Annotated in this window: 20 protein-coding genes and 3 tRNA genes; 6 read left to right on the top strand and 17 right to left on the bottom strand. The window is 64.8% G+C overall.

The features are described 5' to 3' along the window. Positions 1 to 164 precede the first annotated feature (164 nt). The 8 genes from L1F06_RS07980 to L1F06_RS07945 form a co-directional block, all read right to left on the bottom strand. Entirely contained in the window at positions 165 to 1,535 is a 1,371-nt protein-coding gene (locus L1F06_RS07980) for a DUF1329 domain-containing protein (protein WP_003244411.1), read from the bottom strand. A 68-nt stretch (positions 1,536 to 1,603) separates the two neighbouring features. After that, positions 1,604 to 3,568 carry a DUF1302 domain-containing protein gene (locus tag L1F06_RS07975; RefSeq protein WP_129483113.1) on the bottom strand — a complete coding sequence of 655 codons (1,965 nt, stop codon included), beginning with the start codon at positions 3,566 to 3,568 and terminating at the stop codon, positions 1,604 to 1,606. Between the two features lie 472 nt (positions 3,569 to 4,040). Next, positions 4,041 to 6,698 (bottom strand): aminopeptidase N, encoded by a 2,658-nt coding sequence (gene pepN / locus L1F06_RS07970; RefSeq protein ID WP_129483114.1) that lies wholly within the window; start codon positions 6,696 to 6,698, stop codon positions 4,041 to 4,043. Between the two features lie 51 nt (positions 6,699 to 6,749). Continuing rightward, positions 6,750 to 7,586, bottom strand: coding sequence for a DUF2797 domain-containing protein (locus L1F06_RS07965; RefSeq protein ID WP_129483115.1), 837 nt, complete (start codon positions 7,584 to 7,586; stop codon positions 6,750 to 6,752). After that, positions 7,586 to 7,849, bottom strand: a complete 264-nt coding sequence (locus L1F06_RS07960; protein ID WP_129483116.1) for a YeaC family protein — start codon at positions 7,847 to 7,849, stop codon at positions 7,586 to 7,588. The genes L1F06_RS07965 and L1F06_RS07960 overlap by 1 nt, the downstream gene beginning before the upstream one ends. 79 nt (positions 7,850 to 7,928) lie before the next feature. Continuing rightward, the gene (locus tag L1F06_RS07955; protein WP_129483117.1) at positions 7,929 to 8,789 is read right to left on the bottom strand and encodes a rhomboid family intramembrane serine protease; all 861 of its coding nucleotides are present in this window, start codon (positions 8,787 to 8,789) and stop codon (positions 7,929 to 7,931) included. Then, positions 8,786 to 9,760 carry a metallophosphoesterase gene (locus L1F06_RS07950; protein WP_129483118.1) on the bottom strand — a complete coding sequence of 325 codons (975 nt, stop codon included), beginning with the start codon at positions 9,758 to 9,760 and terminating at the stop codon, positions 8,786 to 8,788. Before L1F06_RS07950 ends, L1F06_RS07955 begins: the two co-directional genes overlap by 4 nt. Continuing rightward, on the bottom strand, positions 9,761 to 10,648 hold the full coding sequence (locus L1F06_RS07945) for an NAD(+) kinase (RefSeq protein ID WP_003244398.1): 888 nt from the start codon (positions 10,646 to 10,648) through the stop codon (positions 9,761 to 9,763). An 83-nt stretch (positions 10,649 to 10,731) separates the two neighbouring features. Between L1F06_RS07945 and L1F06_RS07940 the strand changes: the two genes are divergently transcribed. Then, positions 10,732 to 11,700, top strand: coding sequence for a DUF1853 family protein (locus L1F06_RS07940; RefSeq protein ID WP_129483119.1), 969 nt, complete (start codon positions 10,732 to 10,734; stop codon positions 11,698 to 11,700). Here L1F06_RS07940 and L1F06_RS07935 read toward each other — a convergent pair whose 3' ends face one another. From L1F06_RS07935 to L1F06_RS07925, 3 genes are read right to left on the bottom strand one after another with little or no spacing between them, the layout of a single operon-like run. Further along, positions 11,701 to 12,810: a cyclic nucleotide-binding domain-containing protein gene (locus L1F06_RS07935; protein WP_129483120.1), complete on the bottom strand. Its 1,110-nt coding sequence runs from the start codon at positions 12,808 to 12,810 to the stop codon at positions 11,701 to 11,703. 22 nt (positions 12,811 to 12,832) lie between these two features. Further along, entirely contained in the window at positions 12,833 to 13,777 is a 945-nt protein-coding gene (locus tag L1F06_RS07930; RefSeq protein WP_177491179.1) for a 1-aminocyclopropane-1-carboxylate deaminase/D-cysteine desulfhydrase, read from the bottom strand. 2 nt (positions 13,778 to 13,779) lie between these two features. Further along, the gene (locus L1F06_RS07925; RefSeq protein WP_129483121.1) at positions 13,780 to 15,147 is read right to left on the bottom strand and encodes a chromosome partitioning protein ParA; all 1,368 of its coding nucleotides are present in this window, start codon (positions 15,145 to 15,147) and stop codon (positions 13,780 to 13,782) included. Between the two features lie 563 nt (positions 15,148 to 15,710). Here L1F06_RS07925 and L1F06_RS07920 point away from each other — a divergent pair. After that, positions 15,711 to 16,667 carry a TAXI family TRAP transporter solute-binding subunit gene (locus L1F06_RS07920; protein WP_012019112.1) on the top strand — a complete coding sequence of 319 codons (957 nt, stop codon included), beginning with the start codon at positions 15,711 to 15,713 and terminating at the stop codon, positions 16,665 to 16,667. Between the two features lie 34 nt (positions 16,668 to 16,701). Here L1F06_RS07920 and L1F06_RS07915 read toward each other — a convergent pair whose 3' ends face one another. Continuing rightward, a complete protein-coding gene (locus L1F06_RS07915; RefSeq protein ID WP_096826923.1) occupies positions 16,702 to 17,133 on the bottom strand; it encodes a nuclear transport factor 2 family protein in 432 nt (143 codons plus the stop codon). Positions 17,134 to 17,196: 63 nt separating this feature from the next. Then, positions 17,197 to 19,230 (bottom strand): NADPH-dependent 2,4-dienoyl-CoA reductase, encoded by a 2,034-nt coding sequence (locus L1F06_RS07910; protein ID WP_129483122.1) that lies wholly within the window; start codon positions 19,228 to 19,230, stop codon positions 17,197 to 17,199. A 202-nt stretch (positions 19,231 to 19,432) separates the two neighbouring features. Here L1F06_RS07910 and L1F06_RS07905 point away from each other — a divergent pair, with 202 nt between their 5' ends. Further along, a complete protein-coding gene (locus L1F06_RS07905) occupies positions 19,433 to 20,458 on the top strand; it encodes a carbon-nitrogen hydrolase family protein (protein ID WP_129483123.1) in 1,026 nt (341 codons plus the stop codon). After that, positions 20,455 to 21,528: an AraC family transcriptional regulator gene (locus L1F06_RS07900; RefSeq protein WP_129483124.1), complete on the top strand. Its 1,074-nt coding sequence runs from the start codon at positions 20,455 to 20,457 to the stop codon at positions 21,526 to 21,528. Before L1F06_RS07905 ends, L1F06_RS07900 begins: the two co-directional genes overlap by 4 nt. Positions 21,529 to 21,696: 168 nt before the next feature. Here the strand turns inward: L1F06_RS07900 and L1F06_RS07895 are convergent. The 4 genes from L1F06_RS07895 to L1F06_RS07880 form a co-directional block, all read right to left on the bottom strand. Continuing rightward, positions 21,697 to 21,773, bottom strand: a tRNA-Asp gene (locus L1F06_RS07895). A 100-nt stretch (positions 21,774 to 21,873) separates the two neighbouring features. Further along, positions 21,874 to 21,950, bottom strand: a tRNA-Asp gene (locus L1F06_RS07890). 32 nt (positions 21,951 to 21,982) lie between these two features. Continuing rightward, positions 21,983 to 22,058, bottom strand: a tRNA-Val gene (locus L1F06_RS07885). 96 nt (positions 22,059 to 22,154) lie between these two features. Next, entirely contained in the window at positions 22,155 to 22,628 is a 474-nt protein-coding gene (locus L1F06_RS07880) for a MarR family winged helix-turn-helix transcriptional regulator (protein ID WP_036987154.1), read from the bottom strand. A gap of 117 nt (positions 22,629 to 22,745) precedes the next feature. On the opposite strand from L1F06_RS07880, the gene L1F06_RS07875 reads away from it, so the two are divergent. After that, positions 22,746 to 24,515: an N-acetylglutaminylglutamine amidotransferase gene (locus L1F06_RS07875; RefSeq protein ID WP_129483125.1), complete on the top strand. Its 1,770-nt coding sequence runs from the start codon at positions 22,746 to 22,748 to the stop codon at positions 24,513 to 24,515. A 126-nt stretch (positions 24,516 to 24,641) separates the two neighbouring features. After that, on the top strand, positions 24,642 to 26,381 hold the full coding sequence (gene ngg, locus L1F06_RS07870; RefSeq protein ID WP_129483126.1) for an N-acetylglutaminylglutamine synthetase: 1,740 nt from the start codon (positions 24,642 to 24,644) through the stop codon (positions 26,379 to 26,381). The last annotated feature ends 45 nt before the right edge of the window (positions 26,382 to 26,426 follow it).

The raw sequence follows: 26,426 nt of genomic DNA, 5'->3' as shown, positions 1-26,426 counted from the left end.
TGCTACTTATTCCGCCCATCCTAGCGAGCTTCGGAAAGCCCTGACAATTGGCGCGACGTTATGTTTTGTTAAGGCAGAACCCGCGTTATAGAAGCCTATTCGTCCAGCTGATGCAAAAAAGGCCGCTACTACTGTAGCGGCCTTCGCATACGACTACACGACTATTATCGCGTGCCGCGACGACGCAGGGCTGCCGGCTTGAAGTAGCCATCGTCCGGAATCGCCTGACCGAAGTCGATGGTGTTGCTCTCTTCGTTGTCCAGGTTCTGCACGTGGTAGCGACGCGCCTGCAGATCGTGGAACACGTCGAGTGCGGACCAGGTGGTCGGCAGATCGTAGTAGTTCTTCAGGTAGGCGATGGAGACGCGCCACAGCTCGCCACGACCATCGTACTGATCGACCACGGCGGCCTGCCAGCTGTCCTCGTCGAGGAACAGGGTACGCTTGGAATAGATGTGGCGAGCGCCGGACTTCAGCGTGCCTTCCACCACCCAGACGCGGTGCAGCTCGTTACGGGTCAGGGCCGGGTTCAGGTGGCCGACCTGCAGCAGGTCCTTGTACTTAACGTCGGGGCTGGTGACCTTGTAGTTGTTGTACGGGATGTAGATTTCCTTCTTGCCTACCAGCTTCCACTCGTAGCGATCCGGAGCACCGTTGAACATGTCGGTGTCGTCGGCGGTGCGCAGACCGTCGGCGGCGGCGATCGGCGTGTCGTAGGCCAGGTTCGGCGCACGACGCACGCGACGTTGACCGGCGTTGTAGCCCCAGGCCTGACGCGGCTCCTTGACCTGATCCAGGGTCTCGTGAACCAGGGTCGCGCCACCGGCCAGACGTGCCGGGCTGGTGGTGAACGACAGGTAGTAGAACATGATGTTGTTCAGGTCGGCGAAGGAGCCGTTCTGCACGTAGTACTTGAACATGGCCTCCTGCTGCGAGGTGACCAGCGAGTACGAACCGTTGCGCTGCACCGCCACTTCCGAAGCGCGACGCACGATGTAGGTGCCACGGTAGCGGGCGATGTGGTTCCACAGAGCCTCGACGCCGTTCTGCGGAATCGGGAACGGAATGCCGCCATAGGCGTTGGTGAAACCGTTGCCGCCATCGGCCAGCTTGGCGCTGGTGGCGTTCTTGATGGTGTTGTCATAGACCCACTGCGGCGCGGAGCCGGAGCGGCGGGTCTGGTACACCGGCATCTGATAGGTTTCCGGATAGGCCTTGAACATGGCGATCTGACCCGGGGTCAGGTTGGCCTCGTACTGACTCAGGTTGGCCGCGGTGATGGTGAACAGCGGCTTGTCTTCCGGGAACGGGTTGACGTGGTGCTGGCCCGAGCGGGTGTAGCCAGCCGGCGCCTGAGTGATGCCACCGGTCCAGGCCGGGATGGTGCCGGCCGCGTTGCCGGCCTTCTCGGCACCGAAGGGAGTCAGGGTATCGCCGAGTTTGGCGGCTTCCTGCGGGGAAACGGCAGCCAGCGCGGAACCGGCGGAAAACGCCAGCGCAACGGCTACGGCCATCAGCCTGTGCTTGTTCAGCATGGGTAATTCTCCGTGAAGAGTCTGACCGGGCGCCCAACGGCGCCCGGCGTTTTTTCTGGTTATGGGTATTAGAACGAGTACTTGACGTTGACGCCGATGTTGTCGCGATCACGCGCGCCGTTGTTCTGGCCAGCGCCGTAGAACTCGGTGTACTGGATCTCGGCTTCCAGGCTATTCAGGTAGCTGGCACGCATACCCAGGGTGTAGGCCTTGCGTCCTTCGATGAAGTTGCCGGTCTGGTGCGAATTGCCTTCGAAGTCATGCTTGAATACGGCGAACGGCGACAGGTTCACGCCGGCGTAGACGTCGTTCCAGGTACCGGACAGCACCAGGGTGTAGCCGTAGGCGTTCTTGTTGACCTGGTCGTCGCGATCGTAGCCGGAGACATAGGAGCCATTGCCGCGGCCGGAGTAATAGCGGCGACTGCCATCGTAAGCGGTGTATTGCAGGCTGCTGCCCCGAATGTGCTCCGAACCCAGCTCGGCTACACCGAACAACGAGTCGAAACCGAACGAGGGGCCGAAGTTGTAAATGGTGCCCAGCGAGGTGTTGAAGGCCTCGACCCGCTCGGAGTTGTGGATCTGATCATTGATATCGACCAGTTGACCGCCGATGTTGACCTGACGACCGTCGGCCAGATAGGCCGCCTGACCAAGCAGATCACCGAGCAGATCGTTGGTGGTGGCGATACCGATTGGCAGATTAGGCCGGTAGGACAGCTCGCCGAACACCGAGGCCTCGCCGACCGTGGTGTTGAAGCTCATGCCGTACATGCGGATATCTTCGGCATACTCGCGGCGGGCGTTGACCTGGTTGGCTACGTCTACCGCAGCAGCACCGTTGACGAGGCCGAGCACCTGAGCGGCGGCGGCATTGCCAGCAGCGGCCTGCACCAGTTGGTCGTAAGAGGCGAAACCACCCAGCCCCGCCAGTTGGTCAATGTTCAACCCCGCATAAGTGGAGTTGATATCGGCGTAGATGGTAGGTTCCTTCGCGTGGTAGTTGACGAAGTAGAAGCCGAACTCTGTGGAGTTCAGTTCCTCGGCGATATAGCGGAATGCAATGCCGAACTGGCCATCGTTCTTGGCGTTGATGTCGGAGCCGACACTGGCCACCTTGATCACGCCGTTGCTGTCCAGATAATCGGTGCCCTGCAGACCGGCGAAATTGGAACCTGCCAGGGTGGGATAGAGCGACTGGAACAACGGATTGGATAGCGCGCCTACCGTTGTGTAGGCGGTATTACCACCATCGGCAAACAGATCGGTCTCGGAGAAATAGGTGCCCACCGGGTCGATCGCCGTTTCCTTCCAGTTGAACTGATAGAAGGTTTCCATGGACAGGTTGTCAGTCAGGCCGATGTTGAAGCTCAACGCTTCTACCGGCACCAATACTTCCTTCACCTCGGAGCCAGGCAGGCGGAACTTGGCGGCGTCGACCGGGTTGGTCGTGTTCACGCCGCCGCGGTAGAACAGACCCTCACCCCAGTTGAACACCTGCTTGCCCAGGCGACCGGAAACCGGCATATCGGCCACGTCCCAATTGCCATAGACATAGGCGTCGAGGATCTGCGCATCGCGGCCGGCCTTGTGACGTGTCTCGTAGGTGAAGCTGTTGTCGCGCGGGAAGCTCTGGCTCGGCTGCGCCGGGATGTTGTTGTCGTAGTAGTCATTGCGCTTGTCCATGATCTGGGTGTCATAGAAAGCGGTACCGCGGATGAATACACCGTAGTTCTGGTAAGAGGCTTCCAGATCGGTGGTGACCTTGAACACTTCCGAAACCAGGCCGGTATCGAAGTTGCGATTGCCGTCGTTGGTGTTGATATCGTTGTTGGTCTTGTCCTGACCCTGCACGCGCCACAGCTGGCCGTAGGAAACGGTAGTGTCGATGGAACCGGTGATTTCGTTATCGGCGAAGCTGAACTCCACCGCCTGGGCCTGAGCGGCAACCAGCAAAGGCAGAACGCCAGCCAACGCATAGCCGGCCTTGGCCGGTGCAAAACGCAGAACGGGCTTGCGGGACTTAATTTCCATCGAGACATTACTCCGAGGACAGATCATTCTTTTGGGCGATCCCCTATGCCGGGGCGCGATGTGCCGTACTGGCGACGGCTTCTGTTTTTATTTGCTGCGGATGTGCAATGACTGATGAGCACTTACCCGCGGCTAAATCCTGCTCGGCATTGCAACCATGGTGCCAATTCAAACAGGTGTATCAGCGCAAACAGGCTTGGGAGAGCTGTTGGCCGATTTCTCTTCGTGACTGATCAGCCATTGACCAATGCGTCAGAAAAAATGGCGCATCTTGTCCTACGATCCGACGCTTTATGTCGCTCTGCATGCCCATTGCAGCGCAGCGGAGTGACGAAGATCGTCTCGCTGTCAAGCAGCGAAGCCCGAACTTAAGTGTGCAAACGCATAAAGAACTGCAGGCATATTTCATTGGGTAACAAAAAAGTGTTACCAGCCAGAGACCGGTAACACTTTTTCGAGAGCAGAACCCGTCTTAGGCCAGGCTCTTGCTCACCACCTCATAGACGTCGCTGGACAGCTCGCCGGAGGCGAGGATGCGCTCCAGCTCGGCCTTCATCAGCGCCTGGCGGGCGTCGCCGTACTTGCGCCAGCGGGTCAGCGGCGCCAGCAGGCGCGAGGCGATCTGCGGGTTGAGGGCGTTGAGGGTGATCACCTGATCGGCGAGAAAGCGGTAGCCCGCCCCGTCCGCGCGGTGAAAGTTGATCAGGTTCTGGTTGGCGAAGGCGCCGATCAGCGCGCGCACCTTGTTCGGGTTCTTCAGAGTGAAGGCCTCATGCTGCATCAGCGCATGCACGCGCTCCAGACCGCCAGGCAGCGGGCAACCGGCCTGCACGCTGAACCACTGATCCATGACCAGGGCATCGTCCTTGAAGTAGTCGGCGAACATGGCCAGGGCCTTGCCCTGCTCGTCCTGGAACGGCGAGTTGACCAGCACGGCCAGGGCCGCCAGACGCTCGGTCATGTTGTCGGCGTTCTCGAACTGCTCGACGCAGGCCGCCAGCACTTCGGCTTTCTCGCTGAGCATCAGATAGGACAGCGCGATGTTCTGCAGGCTGCGACGGGCGAAGTGCGCCGCCTCGGCCACGTAAGGCGTGGCTTTGGAGACTTCGCGGTTGGCCTGGTAGCGCGCCCACAGCGGGGCAAACAGCGCGCTCGCCAGCTCCTTGCGAGCGAACTCGCGCGCGGCGTGGATGGCTTCGACATCCGCCACCTCACTGATCTCGGTCAGATACGCCTCACCCGGCAGCGAAAGCATTTCCGCGACCATGGCCTGATCCAGCGAATCGTCCTCGAGCAGAGTGCGCAGCGCGGTGACCAGGCGCTGATCCAGCACCAGGGCCTCGCCGCGCTGGTGCTGGCCGATCAGCTCCTGCAGCACCTGCACCGACAGTTGCTGGCCCGCTTCCCAGCGATTGAAACCATCGCTGTCGTGCTGCATGAGGAACATCAGCTGATCGCGGTCATAGGGAAAGTGCAGCTTGACCGGCGCGCTGAAGCCGCGCAGCAGCGACGGCAGCGGCTTGCCTGCGATGTCCTCGAAAGTGAAAGTCTGCTCGGCCTCGGTCACCGACAATACGCGGCTGGCGCCCTGCGCCGCGCTTTCGCCCTGCAGGCGCAGCGGTAGCTCGTTGCCCTGGGCATCGAGCAGGCCGAGCGCCACGGGAATCACGAACGGCAGCTTCTCGCTCTGCCCCGGCGTCGCCGGGCAGCTCTGGCGGAAGGTCAGGCTGTAGCTCTGCGTGGCGGCGTCATAAGCCTCGCTGACCTCCAGGCGCGGCGTGCCGGCCTGGGTGTACCAGCGCTTGAACTGGGTCAGGTCGATGCCACTGGCATCTTCCATGGCCTTGACGAAATCGTCGCAGGTCACGGCCTGGCCGTCGTGGCGCTCGAAGTACAGGTCCGAGCCCTTGCGGAACAGTTCCGGCCCGAGCAGGGTGTGGATCATGCGCAGCACTTCCGAACCCTTCTCGTAGATGGTCAGGGTGTAGAAGTTGGAGATTTCCATGTACGCGTCCGGGCGCACCGGATGGGCCATGGGGCCGGCGTCCTCGGCGAACTGGTGGGTGCGCAGGTAGGCCACGTCCTCGATACGTTTAACCGTGCGCGAGTGGGTATCGGCGGAGAACTCGCTGTCGCGGAATACGGTGAAGCCTTCCTTGAGCGACAGCTGGAACCAGTCGCGGCAGGTCACGCGGTTGCCCGACCAGTTGTGGAAATACTCGTGCGCCACCACCGCCTCGACGCGCTGGTGGGCGGCGTCGGTGGCGGTCTCGGCCTTGGCTAGCACGCAACTGGAGTTGAAGATGTTGAGACCCTTGTTCTCCATGGCGCCCATGTTGAAGTCGTTGACCGCGACGATCATGAAGATGTCCAGATCGTACTCACGGCCGTAGACCTCCTCGTCCCATTTCATCGAGCGCTTGAGGCTGTCCATGGCGTGCTGCACCTTGTCGATGTTCTCCGGCTCGACGTAGATGCGCAGGGCCACCTCACGCTGGCTCATGGTGGTGAAGCTGTCCTCCACGCACCAGAGGTCGCCGGCGACCAGGGCGAACAGATAGGCCGGCTTCTTGAACGGATCTTCCCAGGTCGCCCAGTGCCGACCGCCCTCTTCCGCGCCGCTGGCAATCGGGTTGCCGTTGGACAGCAGCACCGGGTAGGCATGCTGCTCGGCGCTGACCGTGGTGGTGAACTTGCTCATCACGTCCGGGCGGTCGAGGTAGAAGGTGATCTTGCGAAAGCCCTCGGCCTCGCACTGGGTGCAGAACATCTTGCCGGACTTGTACAGGCCTTCCAGCGCGGTGTTGCTCTCCGGGTGAATGCGCACGCTGCTGTCGACCACGAAGCGCTCCTGGGTCGGCTGCAGGGTCAGGTGGCTGTCGGTCAGGGTGTAATCGGCCGCGCCCAGCTCGCGATCGTCGAGCTTGAGTTCCAGCAGCTCCAGTTGCTGGCCGTCCAGCACCAGCTTGGGCAGGCCGGCGCCCGCTTCGGGGTTGCGACGCATGACCAGCTGCGCATGCACCAGGCTGTGATCCTCGAACAGCTCGAAGGTCAGGTGGGTTTCGTCGATCAGGTAATCGGGAACCTGATAGTCCTTCAGATAGACGGTCTTGGATTGTTCGGTGCGCATGGCTCTTGGCCTCTCGTCTGCGGCGCGCCGGGCGCCGGTGGCAATCGGGTGTCAGGCGGCGATCTCGTGGACGGCCAACTGATAGGCGGTGTACTTGCGGATATTGATCACGCCGGTGTCGAACATCAGGTACTGGCCCTTGATACCGAGCAGGGTACCCTCGGCCAGGGGCTGCTTGTCCAGATTGAAGCTGGTGATCTTGGCCGGATAAGCCGCGATGGGGTAACGAATCTCCAGCACTTCGGCGGCGCTCAGCGGCTGGACGGCCTGCAGGCCGAAACGCTGCTGCAGTTCGGTGATGCCCGCCGCGCAGGCGGCGAACAGTTGCTCGCGAATCGCGATCAGGTCGACCGGTACGGCATCGCCCTTGAGCAGCGCGCGCCAGTTGGTCTTGTCCGCCACCTGACTGCGCAACAGATCCTCGACGAAACCGGACTGCTGCCGGGTGGCCACACGCAGGATGGGCAGCGCCTGGGTCGCGCCCTGGTCGATCCAGCGTGTCGGCACCTGGCTGGCACGGGTGATGCCGACCTTCACGCCGCTGGAGTTGGCCAGGTACACGACATGATCGGTCATGCAGAACTGCTCGCCCCAGCTCGGTTCGCGGCAAGTGCCCTGATCGAAGTGGCACTTCTCCGGGCTCATGATGCAGATATCGCATTGCGCCAGCTTCTGCATGCAGGGGTAGCAGTAGCCCTGGCTGAAACTGGTCTTGGTCCTGCGCCCGCAGTGCGTGCAATGGATGGCGCCGAGGTATTCCAGGCGCAGGTGCTTGCCCACCAGCGGGTTGACCGGTACTTCTTCGTCGCCCAGGCGGAAGGCGTATTGCACCGGTGCGTCCAGGTGTGCCTTCATCTTGCTCAGCGAGCCACGTCCAAGCTCAGCCATTAGTGCAGGGTATCCGTGGACTTGAACAGCAGGTTCGGCACCGGCTCGGACTTGGACTTGCATTCCTGCGGGCCCATATAGCCGGTGCGCTGATCTTCCGGCAGGTTCTGCATTTCCCAGGCGATCATCGCCTGCAGGCTCAGCTCCTTCTGCTCCTGGGTCAGCTTGCGGCCATCAGGCCACTTGCCGATTTCCACGGCCAGCTTGAGGCTCTCGTAGATTTCCGGGGTGATGTTTTCAATCGCTTCGAGAAAGGACGCCATACAGGTCTCCAAGTAAATCGTAGGGCGGATGAAACCCGCCAAAATGCCGCGATGGCAGGTTTCACCCGCCTCACAGGCTTTAAACCGTTCGTCTGGCCAGCATACCGCCAAGCAACCCGGTCAGGCAGCCGGTGAGCAGGCCGCCGACATGTGCGGCGTTGGCGATGGCGCCGAACTGCAACAGCTCGAAAATGCCGGTCATGCAGATCAGCAGCCAGGCCAGCATCATCACCAGCACGCCGGGCGGCAGACGATAAGCCGGGTTCGGTGCCAGGCGCTGGTAGATCCAGCAATGCCCGAGCAGGCCGTAAAGCACGCCGGAAAGCCCGCCGAACAATGACGGTCCCGTCCACCAATACTGGGCGAAATTCGACGCCAGGCCGAACAGCAAGGTCAACCCGAGCAGCCCCAGGGCGCCCTGGCGAAACTCGATGCGCCGGCCCAGCTCCCAGTACCACAGGCTGTTCATCGCCAGATGCAGCCAGCCGAAGTGAATCAGCATCGGCGTGATCAGGCGCCACCATTGACCGCTGCCCAGGGTGGCATCCAGATAGGTCAGGTAGATGTGCTCGCCGTCGATGCGAAAGTCGACGAAGCTCAGCCAGCGGATCGCGGCATAGTTCTCACCGGCAGCGGTCACGGCGAAAACCATGAAGGTCAGCAGCAGCACGGCGGCCGTGAGCGGATTGGCCAGCAATTGCCTGAGCATCCCCTCACGCGCCGGCTGGACGGGCTCGGGCAGTAGCTCCCCGGCCTCGCCGTCGGGATGCTGCGCATAGAGCTCACGTACCTGCTCGGCCAGCTGTTCGCCCGGCACCCAGAGCACCTGCTGCCCGCCCTCCTCGGCCACGCGATGCGGCACGCCCAGGCGCCTGAGCAAGGCCACGAAACCGCTCAGATCGGTGTCCAGCGGCAGGCGCAGCACGGCGACGGCGGTCATCGCGGCGCCTCCTGCGGATCGACATCGACCCAGACGAACTTGCTCGCTTCCAGGCGCTGCTCCAGGTCCAGGCGGTAGGCCACCAGCTTGCCGCCGACCACCGCGCTGTAGTCCAGGCAGGCCAGATTGGGCCGGATCGGCGCGGGTTTGCCGCGCCGCCAGTAGTGACCGACAAACAGCGGCGGTTCATGCGCCCCATAGCGCAGCAACTCGTCCTTCTGCAGCTCGGTCAGGGGCGTCTGCGCCGCCAGCTCCGGCAGGGCATCGGGCTGAAACACGATATCGCCATAGGTCTGCGGGTTCTCTTCCCAGAACTTGGTGCGGAAGTAGGAACGGGTAAAACCGTCGCCGCTGGTCAGGGTCAGGCCGTGCGGCAGGCGCATGTCGGTGCCGCGCAGCAGGCGATCGAGCGCCATGTTGGCGAAACTGCCGGGCACGGCCGAGGCCTGCAGGAAATGCTCATCGATGCAGCCGTCGGGAAATTGCGCCTTGAGCGGTGCGATCAGCTCGGCGTCCCAGCAGGCATGCACCACGCGGAAATCGCCGGCGTCGAGAAACAGCGGCATCTGGTAGAACCAGCCGAGAAACTCCCGCCACTCCTGCGGATAGAGTTCGAACTGCTGCAGGGTTTCACGCATGAGGCGCTGGTGGCGCGGGCTGTGCTCGCGCACGTACTGACGACCGCTACCGGGTGGCGCCGGCGTGCTCCAGCCCAGGGCGTTGAATTCGTGGTTGCCCATGATGCACAGCGCCTGGCCGGCATCGACCATGTCACGCACCAGGTGCAGGGTCTCGCGGATGCCGGGACCACGGTCGACCAGATCGCCGAGGAAGATCGCCATGCGCGAGGGATGGCGCCAGGTACCACTCTGGCGACTGTAACCCAGGCGCTCGAGCAAGCGTTCGAGGGTGCGCGCGCAACCGTGGATGTCGCCGATCAGGTCGTAGCCACGAGCGGGGTCGAGGGGCATTCAGTCATGCCCTCCGAGACGGCTACCCCAGCCGAGCTTGGTGCGACAGACCTCGTAATAGTTGTGATCCAGCGGATGGATCAGGCGCAGCTTCTGCGCCTTCTTGGCCACGTGCAGGGTATCACCCGGCGCGCAGGTGAAGTGGTTCTGTCCGTCGCAGGAGACCTGCGGGTAGATGGTCATGTCCGGCGACACCACCACCTTCAGCTCGCTGTTGCCATCGACCACGATGGGCCGGCTGGACAGGGTGTGCGGGTACATCGGCACCACCACGATGGCATCGAGCTTGGGATGCATGATCGGCCCGCCGGCGGACAACGCGTAGGCGGTCGAGCCGGTCGGGGTGGCGACGATCAGGCCGTCGGCCTTCTGGCTGCAGACGAACTGGCCATCGATGTACAGCTCGAACTCGATCATCCGCGTCGACTTGCCAGGGTGCAGCACCACGTCGTTGAGCGCATCGCCCTGCCCGATGGCCTCACCCTGGCGGCGCACCTCGGCCTCGAGCAGGAAGCGGTTCTCGGTCAGGTACTGGCCTTCGAGCACCTGCGCCACCTTCAGTTCCAGCTCGTCAGGGCGGATGTCGGTGAGAAAACCCAGGCTGCCGCGGTTGATCCCCAGCACCGGCACCTTGTGCCGCGCCAGGGCGCGGGCGGCGCCGAGCATGCTGCCGTCGCCGCCGACGACGATCACCAGGTCGCAGACTTCGCCGAGCATCTTGCGCGAGGAGGTCTGCAGGCCGTGCCCAGGCAGCACGTCGGCAATGGTGTCCTCGAGGATCACGTGCAGGTGGCGGTCGATGAGGAAGCGCTTGAGCCGGCGCACGGTCTCCAGCACCCGCGTGCTCCCCAGGCGCCCGATGATGCCGACATTGCGAAATTGCTCCATGGGACTCCCGCCAGACAGAAAGGAACGAACGGGGATTATCGGCCAAAGGCCTGGGCCGCAGCAAACCGCGCTATCCTCGGCCCATGACCAACCTCGATCCGCTGCCCGAACTGCTGCGAGCGCTGCGCACGCCTGCCGTACGCGATCTGGCCTGGGTGCTGCTGTCGCCCCCGTTGCTGGGCGAGACGGCCAGGCCGCAGCGCCACCCGCTGCAGGCCAGTCGCTGGCGGCAACAGCCGGGTTTGCTCGGGCAATGGCTCGAACGCCAGGACCAGGCCCCGGACGCCCTGCACGGCTGGCTGGCGCAAAAACCCGCGCGCCGCCTCGGGCTGTACTACGAACGCCTGTGGCAGTTCGCCCTGCTCGCGGCTCCCGACGTGGAAATCGTCACCGCCAACCTGCCGATCCGCCAAAACGGCCAGACGCTCGGCGAGCTGGACCTGCTGCTACGCGACGCTGAAGGTGAACATCATGTGGAGCTGGCGGTGAAGCTCTACCTCGGCCCCAGCGCCGCCGACGGCAACGACTCCGCACAGTGGCTCGGCCCGGGCAGCCATGACCGGCTCGACCTGAAGCTGAGCCACCTCGCCCAGCATCAGTTGCCGCTGTCCTCGCGCCGTGAGGCGCGCGGCGCCCTCAATGAACTGCAGATGGCCGAGACAAGGGCTGCCTTCTGGCTGGGCGGCTACCTGTTCTATCCCTGGGCCGCGCCCTGCTCGTCACCGCGCGGCGCATCGCTCGACCATCTGCGCGGCCGCTGGCTGCACCGGCAGGCCTGGGCCGACTTCGCCGCAGAGCGTCCCGGCGCCGTCTGGCAAGCGCTGCCGCGCCTGGCCTGGCTGACACCGGCGCGGATCGACGATGCGCAACGCTGGAGCGGCGAAGCCTTCGAGCAATGGCTGACGGCCTTGCCGCCCCAGGCCAGGGCGCAGTTGCTGGTACGTCTGGAACAGGACGCCGAAGGCGATTGGCGCGAAGCGGAACGCATCTTCCTGGTCAACGACCAGTGGCCGGCGCAAGGGGGCCAGCCGCCAGAAATGGCAAGCGCCTGATCAGCGACTGCGCTCGGTGCGCCCACCGGAGCGCGCCAAGTAGCCGGCACCGCTTTCGCAGAGCAGGGCATCGCGCTGTACCGCCGGCAGCGCATCCAGCCCGCCGCGCAGGGCGTAAACGCTGTAACCCAGTTGCGCGAGCAGAAAGACCGCGCTGCTGCTGCGCTTGCCACTGTCGCAATAGCACAGGTAGGTGCGCGCGCGATCCAGCAGGCGCGCCTTCAGACGCAACAGTTGCAGCGGCATGTGCAGCGCCTGCGGGGCATGCGCCTGCTCGTACTCCTCGAGCAGGCGCACATCCAGCCACTGTGCGCCGTGCGCCAGCAAACGCGCGGCCTCGCCCAGGGACACCTCGGCCACCACCGGCGCCTTGAGCAGGGCGAAGAAATCCTGGCGGTCCAGGCGCAGCACGCTGCCGGCCTCGACCATGGTCACCGTGGCATTGCGCGGCCGATCGGCCAGCAGCGCCTCCTCGCCGAAGCAGGCGCCCACTTCCAGTTCGGCCAGCACCTGGCGGTCGCTGCCGGCACGGCGAATGACTTCTGCGCGGCCGCTTTCGAGAAAGAAGCAGCAGTCGCCCGCCGCACCCTCTTCCAGGACCTGACTGCCCGCCGCGACCTCGATGCGCTGCAGACGCCCGAGCATGCTCTGCACATTGGCCGGCGGCACCTTGGCGAACAGCGGATTTTCCAGCAAGCGCTCCAGCCACTCGATATCGGCGCCTCCCTGCTGCAGGGCCAGGAGCAGGTCCTGATGGGCCAGACGCCAGGTGAGCAGACGATCGAGGGTCGAGCTGTCGATCACCAGCATGCTGACGTCGCTCAGCGCACGCGCCTCGTGCAGGCGCGGCAGACCGGGCGACAGGGGATGGCAGCTGGCCTCGCTGCCGGCCGATACGCGCTGGACCGTGCCGTCGGCATCCTGCAATTGCAGCTCGCCGGCGAGCAGGTAATAAGTCAGGCGCGCCTGATCTCCACGGCGGAACAGCAACTGCCCGGCCAGCAACGGCTGCGGTACCAGCTGGCTGCGCAATTCCCGCCACTGCTGCGCCGACAGCGCATTGAGCGGCGTCAGGCTGCGCAACTGTTCGGGAGTAAGAGGTTCGCTCATGAGGATTTCCAGGCTCCGCTGGTCAGACCTGAGTGTAGTTGGCATCGGCGCCCATCAGCGCCCGGCGCCCCTGCAGACCGCCAGTATGAACGAAGATCAGTCGGCAGCCGCGCGCAAGGTGGCCATTGTCACAGAAATCGCGCAATGCCATCAGGGCCTTGCCGGTGTACACAGGCTCCAGCGGCAGACCGCTGGCCGACTCACTGGCATTGATGAAGTTACGCAGCTCATCATCCATGCGCGCAAAACCGCCCCGCGCCGCCTCGATCAGCCGATAGCCCTGATCGGGACGCCCCGCCTGCTGCAACAGCGCCGCCACCTGTTCGGCTACGCCGTGACCGGCAGGCACCGCCAAGGCGCCATGAACGGCACGCCGCCCCTGCTCGCCGAGAACCAGCCCGGCCAGCGTGGTGCCGGTGCCCGCGGCCAGCCACCAGCCATCGAAGTCCGACCAGCCGAGAGCAGCCAGTTGCGCCTGAGCCATCGCCACCAGCTCGGCGCAGCCCTGGGCAGCCGCCAGCCCCAGCCCGCCCTCGTTGACGGGATGAAACCCGGGGTAACGCTGCAACCAGCCTTGCCAGAAGTCTGCCTGATGGCGCGCACGGTAGCCGCCATAGCCCAGCCAATGCAGGTGCATGCCCATGGCCTGCAGATCACTGACGGTCGGGGTCTGCTGTGGCTCGCCGCGCAGCAGGCCGACGGTTGGAAAACCGAAACGCCTGCCCGCGGCGGCCAGGGCATGCAGATGGTTGGAATGAGCGCCGCCCAGGCTGATCAGCCCGCGCGCGCCGGCAGCGACGGCCTCACGCAGATGTGGAGCGAGCTTGAACCACTTGTTGCCGCAGATCAGCGGGTCGATCAGATCCAGACGCAGACAGGCCAGCTCGACGCCAGCGGCGTCCAGCCAGTTAAAGCGCAGCGGCTGCAGCGGCGCCTGCGGGCGCCAGTCGGGAAAATCCGGAGCCAAGGTCAGCTGACTGTGCGTAGACGACTGCTCGCCTTGTGCCGCGCACAGCAATTGGAGTCGCCGACTGCGAAACGGCTGGGAGTGTCCACCCGGTCGATGGGAATGGCGCAACGCTCGCCGCTGGGCAAGGTGGCCTCGCAGCTGGGCTGCTGATAGTGCGCCAGCCAGTGCCGGTACTGCTCTTCGGATACGAAACACTTGGCCGCCGCGTAGGCCATGGGGTTGTCCTGATAACGGGCGACATCCTGCAACGGAATGGTCAGATGCCCGGCGCCGGGGTGGTAGACCACGAACACCACGCCCAGCTTGGCCAGGCGTTCCAGTATCTGATCACCGCCCTGGCTGGCGAACTCGTCGCGCTCGCGCTTGAGGCGCTCGTTCTCCTGCTGCAGCTGAGCGTCCAGCTCGTTGCGATAGGCCAGCTCCACGTCGCGAATGGCGATCTGTTCCTTGTACTCGGCCACCGCCGCGGCGACCTTCGCCTGCAGCTCGCTGTCGAATTGGGCGCGCAGGATATCGCCCTCGGTGCGCCCGTGGCGCTCCAGGGCACGCAGCTGCTGGGTCATTTCCTCGCGGCTGGTCTGGAAGCTCTCGGCCTGGGCGGCCAGCTGCGCCTTGAGGCTGGCGTTGAGCTCCTCCTGCTGGCGCAGCGCCTGATGCAGGCCGTGAATCTGCGCCTGCAGGTTCTTGCTCTGTTCTTCGCTGACCAGCTTGAGCTTGGCCAGCTCCTCTTCGTGCTGCTGAGTCAGGCTGGTAATGCGCAGACGCTGCTGCTGGATCAGCTGGGCAGTCTTGGCGCGGTGCTCCTGATCCATCTTCTGCGCCAGCTGGTCGGCCACTTCCTTGGCTGGGTCGGGCGCGTACCACTTGTCCTCGGAGGCGACCTGCAGGCGCTCGGCGACCACGGCCTGAGCACTGTCGTCGTCCACCAGCAGCCCCAGCTGGTTGCGCTTGACCGCATCGCGCAGGATCACCAGATCGTTCTGCCCCGGCGCCAGGCTTGGGTCCCACAGGTGCATCTGGTGCCAGGACACCGGGCATTGGCTACGGCAAGCCAGACGGATGGGCCCGGCGCCGAGATCGGGCCCGCGCCCGGCGCGCTCGGCCAGGTGCTGCAGGGGGATGTTCCAGCCCTTGTCCGGGCGGCCATCCTCGTCGAAGTCCAGATAGAAGAACACCGCCGCCTTGACCAGCAGCCGCGGATTGATCACCACGAACACCGCGCGCATCTGCTCGTCGGCAAACTCCGGCATGTTCACCACGCCGTCGAGCAATGCCTCGAACTCGGGGAACATCATCTGTTTGCAGATACCGCGTTCACTGAAGAACATCACGGCTTCCACCATCTGCGGCTTGTTCTGCATGCTCATTGAGGACCCTCTGGACCAACCGGGGAATATGCGCGCACGTCGTCGCGTGCCAGAACGACGGATGCCTGGCACGGATATCGTCCTTGATAGCTCAGGCAAGTCTAGGGGAAAACCGAACCACAGCAATGTGACTGGGTTGGCACTCACTCTGCGAGCCAGGCCGGAAAGAGCGCCGCTCACGCGAAAATGTGACAAGGGCGCAAAGTGCACAAGCTACCTGTGCCTGCCCAGCACAGCCGCCGATGGATCGGCGGATTCCTGCCATTCGCCACAGCCCGAGAAGCGACTTTCCGCCTATCGAAGCCCAAAGCAATAGGCCCACCCGCTCTAGGCCAGTACCCCATCAACCTGGCACGCCATCTGCTGAGCCCCTGAACCCGCGCGTGCCGCGGGCCTGGACTGATAAAAAAGACAAGAGGTCAGCCATGCCCTGCCATCGTCCCCCTGCCCGCTCCCCTGCTCGATCAGTCTGGCCAACGCCAGTGGAGCAAATTCGCCCGCACAGCGCAGGCAGGGCCGACCTCTCCTCGACATAAAAACCATAACAACAACGGAGAACTCCCATGCGCCTAGCCAAGCGTCTTGGCCTACTCGTCGCCGCCGCGATCCTGGTCAACAGTCCCAACGCTCACGCCACCCCCACCACGATCAACATCCTCACCGGTGGTACCAGTGGCGTCTATTACCCGTTGGGCCTGAGCCTGTCGGAGCTTTACAGCCAACGCATCGAAGGCTCCACCACCAGCGTGCGCGCCACCAAGGCCTCGGTGGAGAACCTCAACCTGCTGCAGATTGCCCGCGGCCAACTGGCCTTCGCTTTGGGCGACTCGGTCGCCGACGCCTGGAAAGGCGACGAGGACGCCGGCTTCCGGGCCCCGCGTGACCGCCTGCGCGCCATCGCCGGGATCTATCCGAACTACATCCAGATCGTCGCCAGCCAGGCATCGGGCATCCACAGCCTCGAGGACCTGCGCGGCAAGCGAATTTCCGTCGGGGCGCCGCGCTCGGGCACCGAACTCAATGCCAGGGCCATCTTCAGAGCCGCAGGCCTGAGCTACAAGGACATGGGCCAGGTCGAGTTCAAGCCCTACGCCGAGTCGGTCGAGCTGATCGAAAAGGGCCAGCTGGACGCCACCCTGCAGTCGGCGGGCCTTGGCATGGCAGCGATTCGCGAACTGGCCGAGCGCGTGCCCATCATCTTCGTCGCCATTCCGGAGCAGGTGGTGGCACGTATCGGCAGCAGCGCCTATCAGTCGGGCATCATTCCCGCCGGCACCTACAGGGGCCAGGCCAACGACGTGACGACGGCGACCATCACCAACGTTCTGGTGAGCCAGACCAGCGTTTCCGACGCCGTGGCCTATCAGATGACCAAGTTGCTCTTCGAGAATCTCGATCGTCTGGCCGAAGCGCACCCGGCCGCCAAGGACATCAGACTGGAGCGGGCGACCGATGGCCTGCCGATTCCCCTGCATCCCGGGGCCGAACGCTTCTATCGCGAGGTTGGCGTGCTCAGATAGCCAAAAGTGCCCGCCCTTGCGGCGGGCGGCACAATCAGCTCTTGGCTGCGGAAAGGAAGGGCGCCAGGCGCTGCGCCATTTCCGCACCGAGCGCCTGCAGCCCGCTCATCGGGCGCACCATCACTTCGAACTCGACGATCCGCCCCGACTCGTCGAAACGGATCATGTCGATGCCCTTGAGTTCGCGCTCGCCCACCCGCGCCGAGAACTCCAGCACGACGTTGAGACCGTCGGCCGTGGCCAGCTCGCGGTGATAGGCGAAATCCTCGAACACCTTGAGCACGGTATTGAGGATCAGATTCACCGCCTGCGCCCCCGGATAGGGGCTGTGCGCCATGGGCGAGCGGAACACCGCCTGCGGATGCAGCAATTCGGGCAAGGCGCTCAGGTCCTTGGCGGCGATGAACTGGTGCCAGCGCGCAAGGCTGGCTGCGGCAGCAGGATGCAACTGGGTGCCGAGAGACATCGGCTTCTCCTTGTTATTGTCAGGCCAGAAAACAAACGCCCCGCACTGAGCGGGGCGTTGTCATTACAGCTCGGCCGCCAGGCGCGAACCCTGGTTGATCGCGCGTTTGGCATCGAGCTCGGCGGCGACATCCGCACCACCGACCAGGTGCACGCGCTGGCCGGCGTTCTCCAGCCCTGCCTGCAGCTCACGCAGCGGATCCTGGCCGGCGCAGACGATCACCGTGTCGACCGGCAGCACCTGCGGCTCGCCACCGGCGATGCGGATATGCAGGCCGGCATCGTCGACCTTGAGGTACTCGACCGAGTTGAGCATCTGCACGTTCTTGTTCTTCAGACCGGTGCGATGGATCCAGCCGGTGGTCTTGCCCAGGCCGTCGCCGACCTTGGACTTCTTGCGCTGCAGCAGGAACACCTGACGCGCCGCCGGATGCGGCTGCGCCTCGATACCCGCCACGCCGCCGCGCGCTTCAAGCGCCGTGTCGATGCCCCACTCCTTCCAGAACTCCTCACGGTCGAGGCTGGTGGCCTTGCCCTGGTGAGTGATGAACTCGGACACGTCGAAACCGATACCGCCGGCACCGATCACCGCCACCGTCTGGCCGACCGGCTTGCGCTCGAGAATGGCGTCCAGGTAGCCGATCACCTTGGCATGCTCGATCCCCGGAATCTCCGGGGTGCGCGGGGCGATACCGGTGGCCAGGATGATCTCGTCGAAACCGCCCGCCACCAGGTCATCCACCGACACGCGGGTATTGAGGCGCACGTCGACACCGGTGGTTTCCAGCTTGCGCTTGAAGTAGCGCAGGGTTTCAAAGAACTCTTCCTTGCCCGGCACGCGCTTGGCCACGTTGAACTGGCCGCCGATCTCGCTGGCGGCGTCGAACAGGGTCACGCTGTGGCCGCGTTCGGCCGCGACGGTGGAAGCGGCCAGCCCGGCCGGGCCGGCGCCGACCACGGCGATCTTCTTGATCTGCTGGGTGGGAATGTAGTTCAGCTCGGTCTCGTGGCAGGCGCGCGGGTTGACCAGGCAACTGGTCAGCTTGCCGCCGAAGGTGTGATCCAGGCAGGCCTGGTTACAACCGATGCAGGTGTTGATCTCATCGCTGCGGCCTTCGGCGGCCTTGTTGACGAAGTCCGGGTCGGCGAGGAACGGACGGGCCATGGACACCATGTCGGCATCGCCCTCGGCCAGCACCTGCTCGGCCACTTCCGGGGTGTTGATGCGGTTGGTGGTGATCAGCGGGATCTTCACCTCACCCTTGAGCTTGGCGGTGACCTTGGTGAAGGCCGCACGCGGCACCTTGGTGGCGATGGTCGGGATGCGCGCCTCGTGCCAGCCGATACCAGTGTTGATCAGGGTGGCGCCGGCCTGCTCGATGGCCTTGGCCAGCAGGACGATCTCGTCCCAGGTGCTGCCGCCTTCGACCAGATCGAGCATCGACAGGCGATAGATGATGATGAAGTTCGGCCCGACCGCCTCACGCACGCGGCGCACGATCTCCACCGGCAGGCGCATGCGGTTCTCGTAGCTGCCGCCCCAGCGGTCGGTACGGTGGTTGGTGTGGGCCACCAGGAACTGGTTGATGAAGTAGCCTTCCGAGCCCATCACCTCGACGCCGTCGTAACCGGCCTGCTGGGCCAGCGCGGCGCAATTGACGAAATCGGCGATCTGCTTCTCGATGCCCTCCTCGTCCAGTTCACGCGGCTTGAACGGGTTGATCGGCGCCTGGATGGCGCTCGGCGCCACCGACTTCGGGCTGTAGGCATAGCGCCCGGCATGCAGGATCTGCATGCAGATCTTGCCGCCGGCCTCGTGCACGGCCTGGGTGACGACCTTGTGCTTCTCCGCCTCCTCGACCGTGCTCAGCTTGGCCGCGCCGGCGTACACGCCGCCCTCCTCGTTCGGGCCGATGCCACCGGTGACCATCAGGCCGACGCCGCCACGGGCACGCTCGGCGAAGTACGCCGCCATGCGCTCGAAGCCGCCCGGCTTCTCTTCCAGGCCAGTGTGCATGGAGCCCATCAGGGTGCGGTTCTTCAGCGTGGTGAAGCCGAGATCGAGCGGGGCCAGCAGGTGCGGGTAATGAGCAGTCATGGAATTCTCCACATCGCGGTGCAGTTCACGGATTGCCGCGGTCTCATGGTCACGCGGTCGGTTATGCAGCCAGACGATAATGAGGCCGCCAGGCATGCTCAATGATCAAAACTGACAAGATAATGATCGAAACAAGCAATACACCTTGGCATCACCAGCCAACCGACCTAACCTGCACCCCAACTCAGCCAAAAATCCCGTCATGCGATTACTGATCAGCATCGTCCTGTCACTCGTCCTGCTCGCCGGTATCGGCGGCTATGTCTACTGGAGCGAGCAGCGCAACAGCGGCCACTATCTATCCGACCTGCGCAGCCAGGTGGCGCTCGAGCTCGGCCAGCCCAGTGCGCGCGGCAACCTGCTGGGCATCCAGCCGGAGCTGTTCGCCGGCGACTACCAGAGCCTCGGCCGCCTGCGCCTGAAACTCGCCGCCTATCTGGACCATGCCCGCGACCAGGGCATGCTCAGCGAACGCACTGTCGTCGTGCTGCCGGAACATATCGGCACCTGGTTGCTGGCCGTGGGGGAAAAGGAAGAGTTCTACCGCGCCGCGCAGCAACGCCAGGCGCTGCACTGGCTGGCCGCCAGCAATCCGCTGGATTTCCTGCGCGCCTTCTTCGCCGCCCAGGGCGGCTCGCGCCTGGACGACGCCCTGCTGCGGACCAAGGCGCAGAAGATGGCGCGCGACTACCAGCAGCTGTTCGGCGAACTGGCCAGGGAGTACGGCGTCACCCTGGTGGCCGGCTCCATCGTGCTGCCCGAACCGCGGGTGGAGCTGGGCCGCCTCGAAGTCGGCCGCGGGCCGCTGTACAACGTCAGCCTGGTGTTCGATCAGGCCGGGCATCCGCTGGGCCAGCCGCAGCGCCAGATCTTTCCCAGCGGCCCGATCACGGCCGCCGCCCCGAACAGCCTGCAGGTACTCGACACCCCGGCCGGACGGCTTGGCGTTCTGCTCGGCAGCGACGCGCTGCACAGCGTCAGCCACAGCGCCCTGGTCAGCCAACAGGTCGAACTGCTGGCCATGCCCAGCGACCTGGATGCCGTGGCAAACGATGCGCAGCTGGGTGAACAGCTCCAGGCCAACGGCATCCGCGCCGGGTTGAAGGTTCACCTGCGCGGCCGCCTGTGGGAACGCCGCGGCCAGAGCCAGGCCCTGGCATTCGATGCAGGCCGGCAGGTTCATGGCGCCAGCGACAGCGGCGCTCAGCTGATCAACCTGTGGTTATGAAAGCCCCACGCGTTCGCCTCGGCGACCTATCCGTCGGCTTCACGCAGGCATTGGCGGCAGCCCTGCGCGAGCATGGCCATGACCCGCAAGCGCTGCTGGAACAGTTCGGCCTGGATGCCGCACGCCTGAGCGAGCCGCGGGCACGCCTGTCGATTCCGCGCTTCATGCGCCTTGGCCACAGCGCCATCGCCCTGTGCAAGGACCCGGCGCTGGGCCTGGACATGGGCCGCCACAGCCGCCTGAGCCAGATCGGCCTGGCCGGCGTGTGCGCCGCCCAGGCGCCGACGCTGCGCGAAGCGGCGCGCGCCCTGACCCGTTTCGAAGCGCTGTACGCAGCCAACTACCGCGGCAGCTCGGGCCTGGACGAGGATGCCCGTGGCGCCTGGCTGCACTTCTATTCCATCAGCCCGTACAACGCCTACAACCACTTCGTCGTCGACTCGGTGCTGGCCGGCTGGCAGGTCAATCTCGGCCAGGTGGCCGGCCGCCCGGTTACCGTGGAAAAAGTGGAAATCGAATTTCCCGCGCCTGCCTACGCCGAACGCTACGAGGCCCTGTTCGGCTGTCCGGTGGAATTCGAGGCCGGCGCCAACCGCCTGCGCCTGAGCGCTGAGAGCCTGGCGCTGCGCAATCCGGACCATTGCCCAGGCACCTGGCACCACTTGCTGGAGTTGTGCGAACGCGAGCTGGATCAGCTGACCCGCACCCGCAGCCTGCGCGAACGGGTGATCCAGCTGCTCGGCCCGCTGCTGCACGGTCGCGAGCCGGATCTGCAGGAAGTGGCCGGACAGCTGCAATTACCGGCCTGGACGCTACGGCGCAAGCTGGCCGAGGAAGGCACGCAGTTTCGCGCCATCCTCAACGATACCCGCCGCGATCTGGCCACGGCCTATATCCGCGACACCGAACTGGCGTTCGGCGAGATCGCCTACCTGCTCGGCTTCGCCTCGGCCGAGGCCTTCCAGCGCGCGTTCAAGCGCTGGCTCGGACAGACGCCGGGCGACTATCGCCGCGCGCAGCGCAGGGCCAGCGGTGAAGCTCAGAGCTCGGTGGCGTCATCCACGTCCTGATCGGAAGCGTCGCGCTCGAGCAGTTCTTCCTGGTAATCGTCCATCTGGCGGCCTCCCGAGTCATTTCACTTGTTCGTTAGCAAGCTACTTTGCCCGCATGAAGGCAAGATGACGAAAAGTCGCAGGCAAAGAAAAACCCGCTGATCTTGCGATCAGCGGGTTTCCATATGGCGCAGCGGACGGGACTCGAACCCGCGACCCCCGGCGTGACAGGCCGGTATTCTAACCGACTGAACTACCGCTGCGTGTCGGTTGGACTTGCGTCCAGAGAACTCTTGCAAACGTCGGATGGCACCCTGGAGGGTTTGCCATCTCAGACCGACGAAAGGTCGGGCTGGGAAATAATGGCGCAGCGGACGGGACTCGAACCCGCGACCCCCGGCGTGACAGGCCGGTATTCTAACCGACTGAACTACCGCTGCGCGTCGGCCGGACTTGCGTCCGAATTCGCTAATGGTGGGTGGTGACGGGATCGAACCGCCGACCCTCTGCTTGTAAGGCAGATGCTCTCCCGGCTGAGCTAACCACCCATGTGCCTTAGCGAGGCGCGCACTTTATGCATGCGGCGATGCTAAGTCAACACCCTGCTTGAACTTTTTCTGAAAAAAGCGCGCCGGGCAGGCAGCTCAATCCATCTCGCCACACAACTCGGCCGCTCTCAATAAGGCCGCCGTCAGGCTGTGGCGCTCCCAGTCGGCCAATGCGGCGAAACCACGGTTGAATTCCGGCGGCATCAGCGACGGCGCCTGCTGGATCAATTCTCGCCCGGCATCGCTGATCAGCAGCCATTGGCGCCGGCGGTCCTCGTCATCGCGCTGACGCTGCAGCAGGCCGCGCTCCTCGAGGCGGTCGAGCAGCCCGGACAGCGTCGCCGCGGTCAGGCTGACCCGGTTGCTCAGCACGCTTGCGGTCAGGCGCGCCTCGCTGGCCAGCACCTGCAGCACCATCAGCTGCATGGGGGTCAGCCCGCCAAAACGGGCCAGGCGCTTGGCGTGCACCTCACCTGCCTGCTGCAGCCGCCGCAATGCCTGAAAAAGCGGCATCTCGAACGCCAGCACAGATGACAAATCAATTTCAGTAGGAACTTTTTTATCTGTCATAGGCACCAAATTATTGCCATATAAGCTTTGACATAAAAGCATTATTTTGTTTGGGTGTAAAAGGTTCGCTCACATCGAACCCACCCGAGTCCCCAACGGCCACACCGGTAAGGAATTATGTGCGGAATAGCAGGAGAACTACGTTTTGATCGACGCCCCGCGGATCTGGCGGCTGTCGAACGCATCACCCACCACCTGGCCCCGCGCGGCCCAGACGCCCATGGCTTTCACAGCCAGGGCCCCATCGCCCTCGGCCACCGCCGCCTGAAGATCATGGACCTAGCGGAAGCCTCGGGCCAGCCGATGATCGACAGCGATCTCGGCCTGTCCATGGTGTTCAACGGCGCCATCTACAACTACCCCGAGCTGCGTACCGAACTGGAGACGCTGGGCTATCGCTTCTTCTCCGGTGGCGACACCGAAGTGCTGCTCAAGGGCTATCACGCCTGGGGCGAAAAGCTGCTGCCCAAGCTCAACGGCATGTTCGCCTTCGCCGTGTGGGAGCGCGACAAGCAGAGCCTGTTCATCGCCCGCGACCGCCTCGGCGTCAAGCCGCTGTACCTGTCGCGCACCGGCGAGCGCCTGCGCTTCGCTTCCTCGCTGCCGGCCCTGCTGCAAGGCGGCGACATCGCCAAGACGCTGGACGCCGTGGCGCTGAACCATTACCTGAATTTCCATGCCGTGGTGCCGGCGCCGCGCACCATCCTCGCCGGCGTGGAGAAACTGCCACCCGCCACCTGGATGCGCATCGACGCCGATGGCAGGACCGAGCAGCACCGCTGGTGGTCGCTCGAGTTCGGCCCGCGAGGCGAGGAAGCCGGCTACAGCTTCGAGGACTGGCGCGAACAGGTGCTGAGCACCATGCGCGAAGCGGTCGCCATCCGCCAGCGCGCCGCGGTGGACGTCGGTGTGCTGCTCTCCGGCGGCGTCGATTCGAGCATGCTGGTCGGCCTGCTGCGCGAAGCCGGCGTGGAGAACCTGCTGACCTTCTCCATCGGCTTTCAGGATGCCGGCGGCGAGCGTGGCGACGAATTCCAGTATTCGGATCTGATCGCCCGTCACTTCGCCACCCGTCATCACCAGCTGCGCATCGGCGAGCACGAGATTATCGAGCAGTTGCCGCAGGCCTTCCGCGCCATGAGCGAGCCGATGGTCAGCCACGACTGCATCGCCTTCTACCTGCTCTCGCGTGAAGTGGCCAAGCACTGCAAGGTGGTGCAGAGCGGCCAGGGCGCCGACGAGCTGTTCGCCGGTTACCACTGGTACCCGCTGGTCGACGGCGCCGATGACGCCTTCGCCGCCTACCGCGCCGCCTTCTTCGACCGCGAGCATGACGAGTATGCCGCCTGCGTGCGCCCGGCCTGGCTCACCGGCGACATGGCCGGCGAGTTCGTCCGCGAGCATTTCGCCCAACCCGGCGCCGATGCGGCGGTGGACAAGGCGCTGCGCCTGGACAGCACGGTGATGCTGGTGGACGACCCGGTCAAGCGCGTGGACAACATGACCATGGCCTGGGGCCTGGAAGCGCGCACGCCGTTCCTCGACTACCGCGTGGCCGAGCTGTCGGCGCGCATTCCGGCGCGCTTCAAGCTGCCCGAGGGAGGCAAGTACGTGCTCAAGGAGGCGGCGCGCCAGGTGATCCCCGGCGAGGTGATCGACCGCCCCAAAGGCTACTTCCCGGTACCGGGTCTCAAGCATCTGGAAGGTGCCACCCTCGGCTGGGTGCGCGATCTGCTGCTCGATCCCAGCCAGGATCGCGGCCTGTTCAACCCGACCATGCTCGACCAGTTGCTGACCAACCCGCAAAACCAGCTGACGCCGCTGCGCGGTTCCAAGCTATGGCAGCTGGCGGCGCTCAACCTGTGGCTGAGCGAACAGGGTCTGTAAAACCAAACAGGGGCGGACCTCGCGCCGCCCCTACAGGATCAATGGTCGTAGCCCGGATGAATCCGGGGTTGTCACGACACCACACTCGATCCGGCCCAGACCGGAGGTAGAGATCAAGGACAACTCATGCGCTCCACTGCCTACAACCAACGCCTCCTGCGCGGCCAGACGCCCTCCTACGAACGCCTGCAGGCGCGCCTGGCCGAGGATCACGCCAGCCAGCCGAGCCAGCCGCAGGCCATTCATTGCGGCTGGGGCCGCCTGCTGATCGGCCACACCTACCCCGATGCCACGGCCCTGGCCGAAGCCCTGCTGGCCGAGCAACCCGGCGAGCGCGATATCGCGCTCTACGTCGCGGCCCCGCATCAGGTGCTGGCGCATGCCCCCCAGCAGCTGTTCCTCGACCCTTCCGACACCCTGCGCCTGTGGTTCAGCGACTACCGTCCGGCACGCCGCATCTTCCGCGGCTTTCGCATTCGCCGCGCGCAGAACGACGCGGACTGGCAGGCGATCAACTGCCTGTACCAGACCCGCAACATGCTGCCGATCGATCCGGCCAAGCTGACCCCCTACAACGAAGGCGGCCCCACCTACTGGCTGGCCGAGGACGAGAACAGCGGCGCGGTGGTCGGCAGCGTCATGGGCCTGAACCATCAGCGCGCCTTCCGCGACCCGGAGAATGGCAGCAGCCTCTGGTGCCTGGCGGTAGCGCCGCAGTGCAGCCGCCCCGGTGTCGGCGAGGCGCTGGTGCGCCACCTGATCGAGCACTGCATGAGCCGCGGCCTGAGCTACCTCGACCTATCGGTATTGCACGACAACCGCCAGGCCAAGAAGCTCTACGCCAAGCTGGGCTTTCGCGAGCTGCAGACCTTCAGCCTCAAGCGCAAGAACGGCATCAACCAGACCCTGTTCCTCGGCCCCGGCCCGCAGGCCGAACTCAACCCCTATGCCCGCATCATCGTCGACGAGGCGCTGCGCCGTGGCATCGAGGTACAAGTGGACGACGCCGAAGCCGGGCTGTTCACCCTCAGCCATGGGGGCCGACGCATTCGCTGCCGCGAATCGCTGTGCGACCTCACCAGCGCGGTGAGCATGACCCTGTGCCAGGACAAGCGCCTGACCCACCGCGCCCTGTCGCGCGCCGGGCTCAGCGTGCCGGCGCAGCGTCTGGCGGGCAACGCCGAGGACAACGCCGCCTTCCTCGCCGAACACGGCTCGGTGGTGGTCAAGCCGGTGGACGGCGAACAGGGCCAGGGGGTGGCGGTCGATCTGCGCACCCCGGGCGAGGTGCAGGAAGCCATCGAACGCGCGCGCGTGTTCGACCAGCGTGTGCTGCTGGAGAGCTACCACGCCGGTCACGACCTGCGCGTGCTGGTGATCGGCTACGAAGTGGTGGCCGCCGCGATCCGCCGTCCGGCCGAGATCATCGGCGATGGCCGCCACAGCATCGGCGAGCTGATCGACGCGCAGAGCCGTCGCCGCCAGGCCGCCACCGGCGGCGAAAGCCGCATTCCCAAGGACGCCGAGACCCTGCGCACGCTGCACGGCGCCGGTCTCGACTACGACAGCGTACTGCCGGCCAGCCAGCGCCTGGCCGTGCGCAAGACCGCCAACCTGCATACCGGCGGCACCCTGGAGGACGTTACCGCGACCCTCCACCCGGCGCTGCGCGACGCCGCCATCAAGGCGGCGCGCACCCTGGAAATCCCGGTGGTCGGCCTCGACCTGCTGGTGCCCGCCGCCGATCAGCCCGATTACGTGTTCATCGAGGCCAACGAACGCGCCGGCCTGGCCAACCACGAACCGCAGCCGACAGCCGAGCGTTTCGTCGACCTGCTGTTCCCGCTGAGCCAGGTGACTGGCTGACCAGGGGGAGGCCAATCAACGCCGGAGTGAATTCACTCGCGCAGC

The organism is Pseudomonas hydrolytica, from assembly GCF_021495345.1.
GTDB classification, from domain to species: domain Bacteria; phylum Pseudomonadota; class Gammaproteobacteria; order Pseudomonadales; family Pseudomonadaceae; genus Aquipseudomonas; species Aquipseudomonas hydrolytica.
Note: the sequence above shows the minus strand (reverse complement) of the source record. Positions and strands in the feature narration are given on the sequence as shown.

Coding starts and splice junctions, on each gene's coding strand:
- L1F06_RS07915 (WP_096826923.1), bottom strand. CDS start 17,133: ATGTCTCTCGGCACCCAGTTGCATCCTGCTGCCGCAGCCAGCCTTGCG.
- L1F06_RS07935 (WP_129483120.1), bottom strand. CDS start 12,810: ATGAGCGAACCTCTTACTCCCGAACAGTTGCGCAGCCTGACGCCGCTC.
- L1F06_RS07880 (WP_036987154.1), bottom strand. CDS start 22,628: ATGACAGATAAAAAAGTTCCTACTGAAATTGATTTGTCATCTGTGCTG.
- L1F06_RS07975 (WP_129483113.1), bottom strand. CDS start 3,568: ATGGAAATTAAGTCCCGCAAGCCCGTTCTGCGTTTTGCACCGGCCAAG.
- L1F06_RS07900 (WP_129483124.1), top strand. CDS start 20,455: ATGAAAGCCCCACGCGTTCGCCTCGGCGACCTATCCGTCGGCTTCACG.
- L1F06_RS07965 (WP_129483115.1), bottom strand. CDS start 7,586: ATGGCTGAGCTTGGACGTGGCTCGCTGAGCAAGATGAAGGCACACCTG.
- ngg (WP_129483126.1), top strand. CDS start 24,642: ATGCGCTCCACTGCCTACAACCAACGCCTCCTGCGCGGCCAGACGCCC.
- L1F06_RS07925 (WP_129483121.1), bottom strand. CDS start 15,147: ATGAGCATGCAGAACAAGCCGCAGATGGTGGAAGCCGTGATGTTCTTC.
- L1F06_RS07940 (WP_129483119.1), top strand. CDS start 10,732: ATGACCAACCTCGATCCGCTGCCCGAACTGCTGCGAGCGCTGCGCACG.
- L1F06_RS07875 (WP_129483125.1), top strand. CDS start 22,746: ATGTGCGGAATAGCAGGAGAACTACGTTTTGATCGACGCCCCGCGGAT.
- L1F06_RS07920 (WP_012019112.1), top strand. CDS start 15,711: ATGCGCCTAGCCAAGCGTCTTGGCCTACTCGTCGCCGCCGCGATCCTG.
- L1F06_RS07960 (WP_129483116.1), bottom strand. CDS start 7,849: ATGGCGTCCTTTCTCGAAGCGATTGAAAACATCACCCCGGAAATCTAC.
- L1F06_RS07955 (WP_129483117.1), bottom strand. CDS start 8,789: ATGACCGCCGTCGCCGTGCTGCGCCTGCCGCTGGACACCGATCTGAGC.
- L1F06_RS07950 (WP_129483118.1), bottom strand. CDS start 9,760: ATGCCCCTCGACCCCGCTCGTGGCTACGACCTGATCGGCGACATCCAC.
- L1F06_RS07945 (WP_003244398.1), bottom strand. CDS start 10,648: ATGGAGCAATTTCGCAATGTCGGCATCATCGGGCGCCTGGGGAGCACG.
- L1F06_RS07910 (WP_129483122.1), bottom strand. CDS start 19,230: ATGACTGCTCATTACCCGCACCTGCTGGCCCCGCTCGATCTCGGCTTC.
- pepN (WP_129483114.1), bottom strand. CDS start 6,698: ATGCGCACCGAACAATCCAAGACCGTCTATCTGAAGGACTATCAGGTT.
- L1F06_RS07980 (WP_003244411.1), bottom strand. CDS start 1,535: ATGCTGAACAAGCACAGGCTGATGGCCGTAGCCGTTGCGCTGGCGTTT.
- L1F06_RS07905 (WP_129483123.1), top strand. CDS start 19,433: ATGCGATTACTGATCAGCATCGTCCTGTCACTCGTCCTGCTCGCCGGT.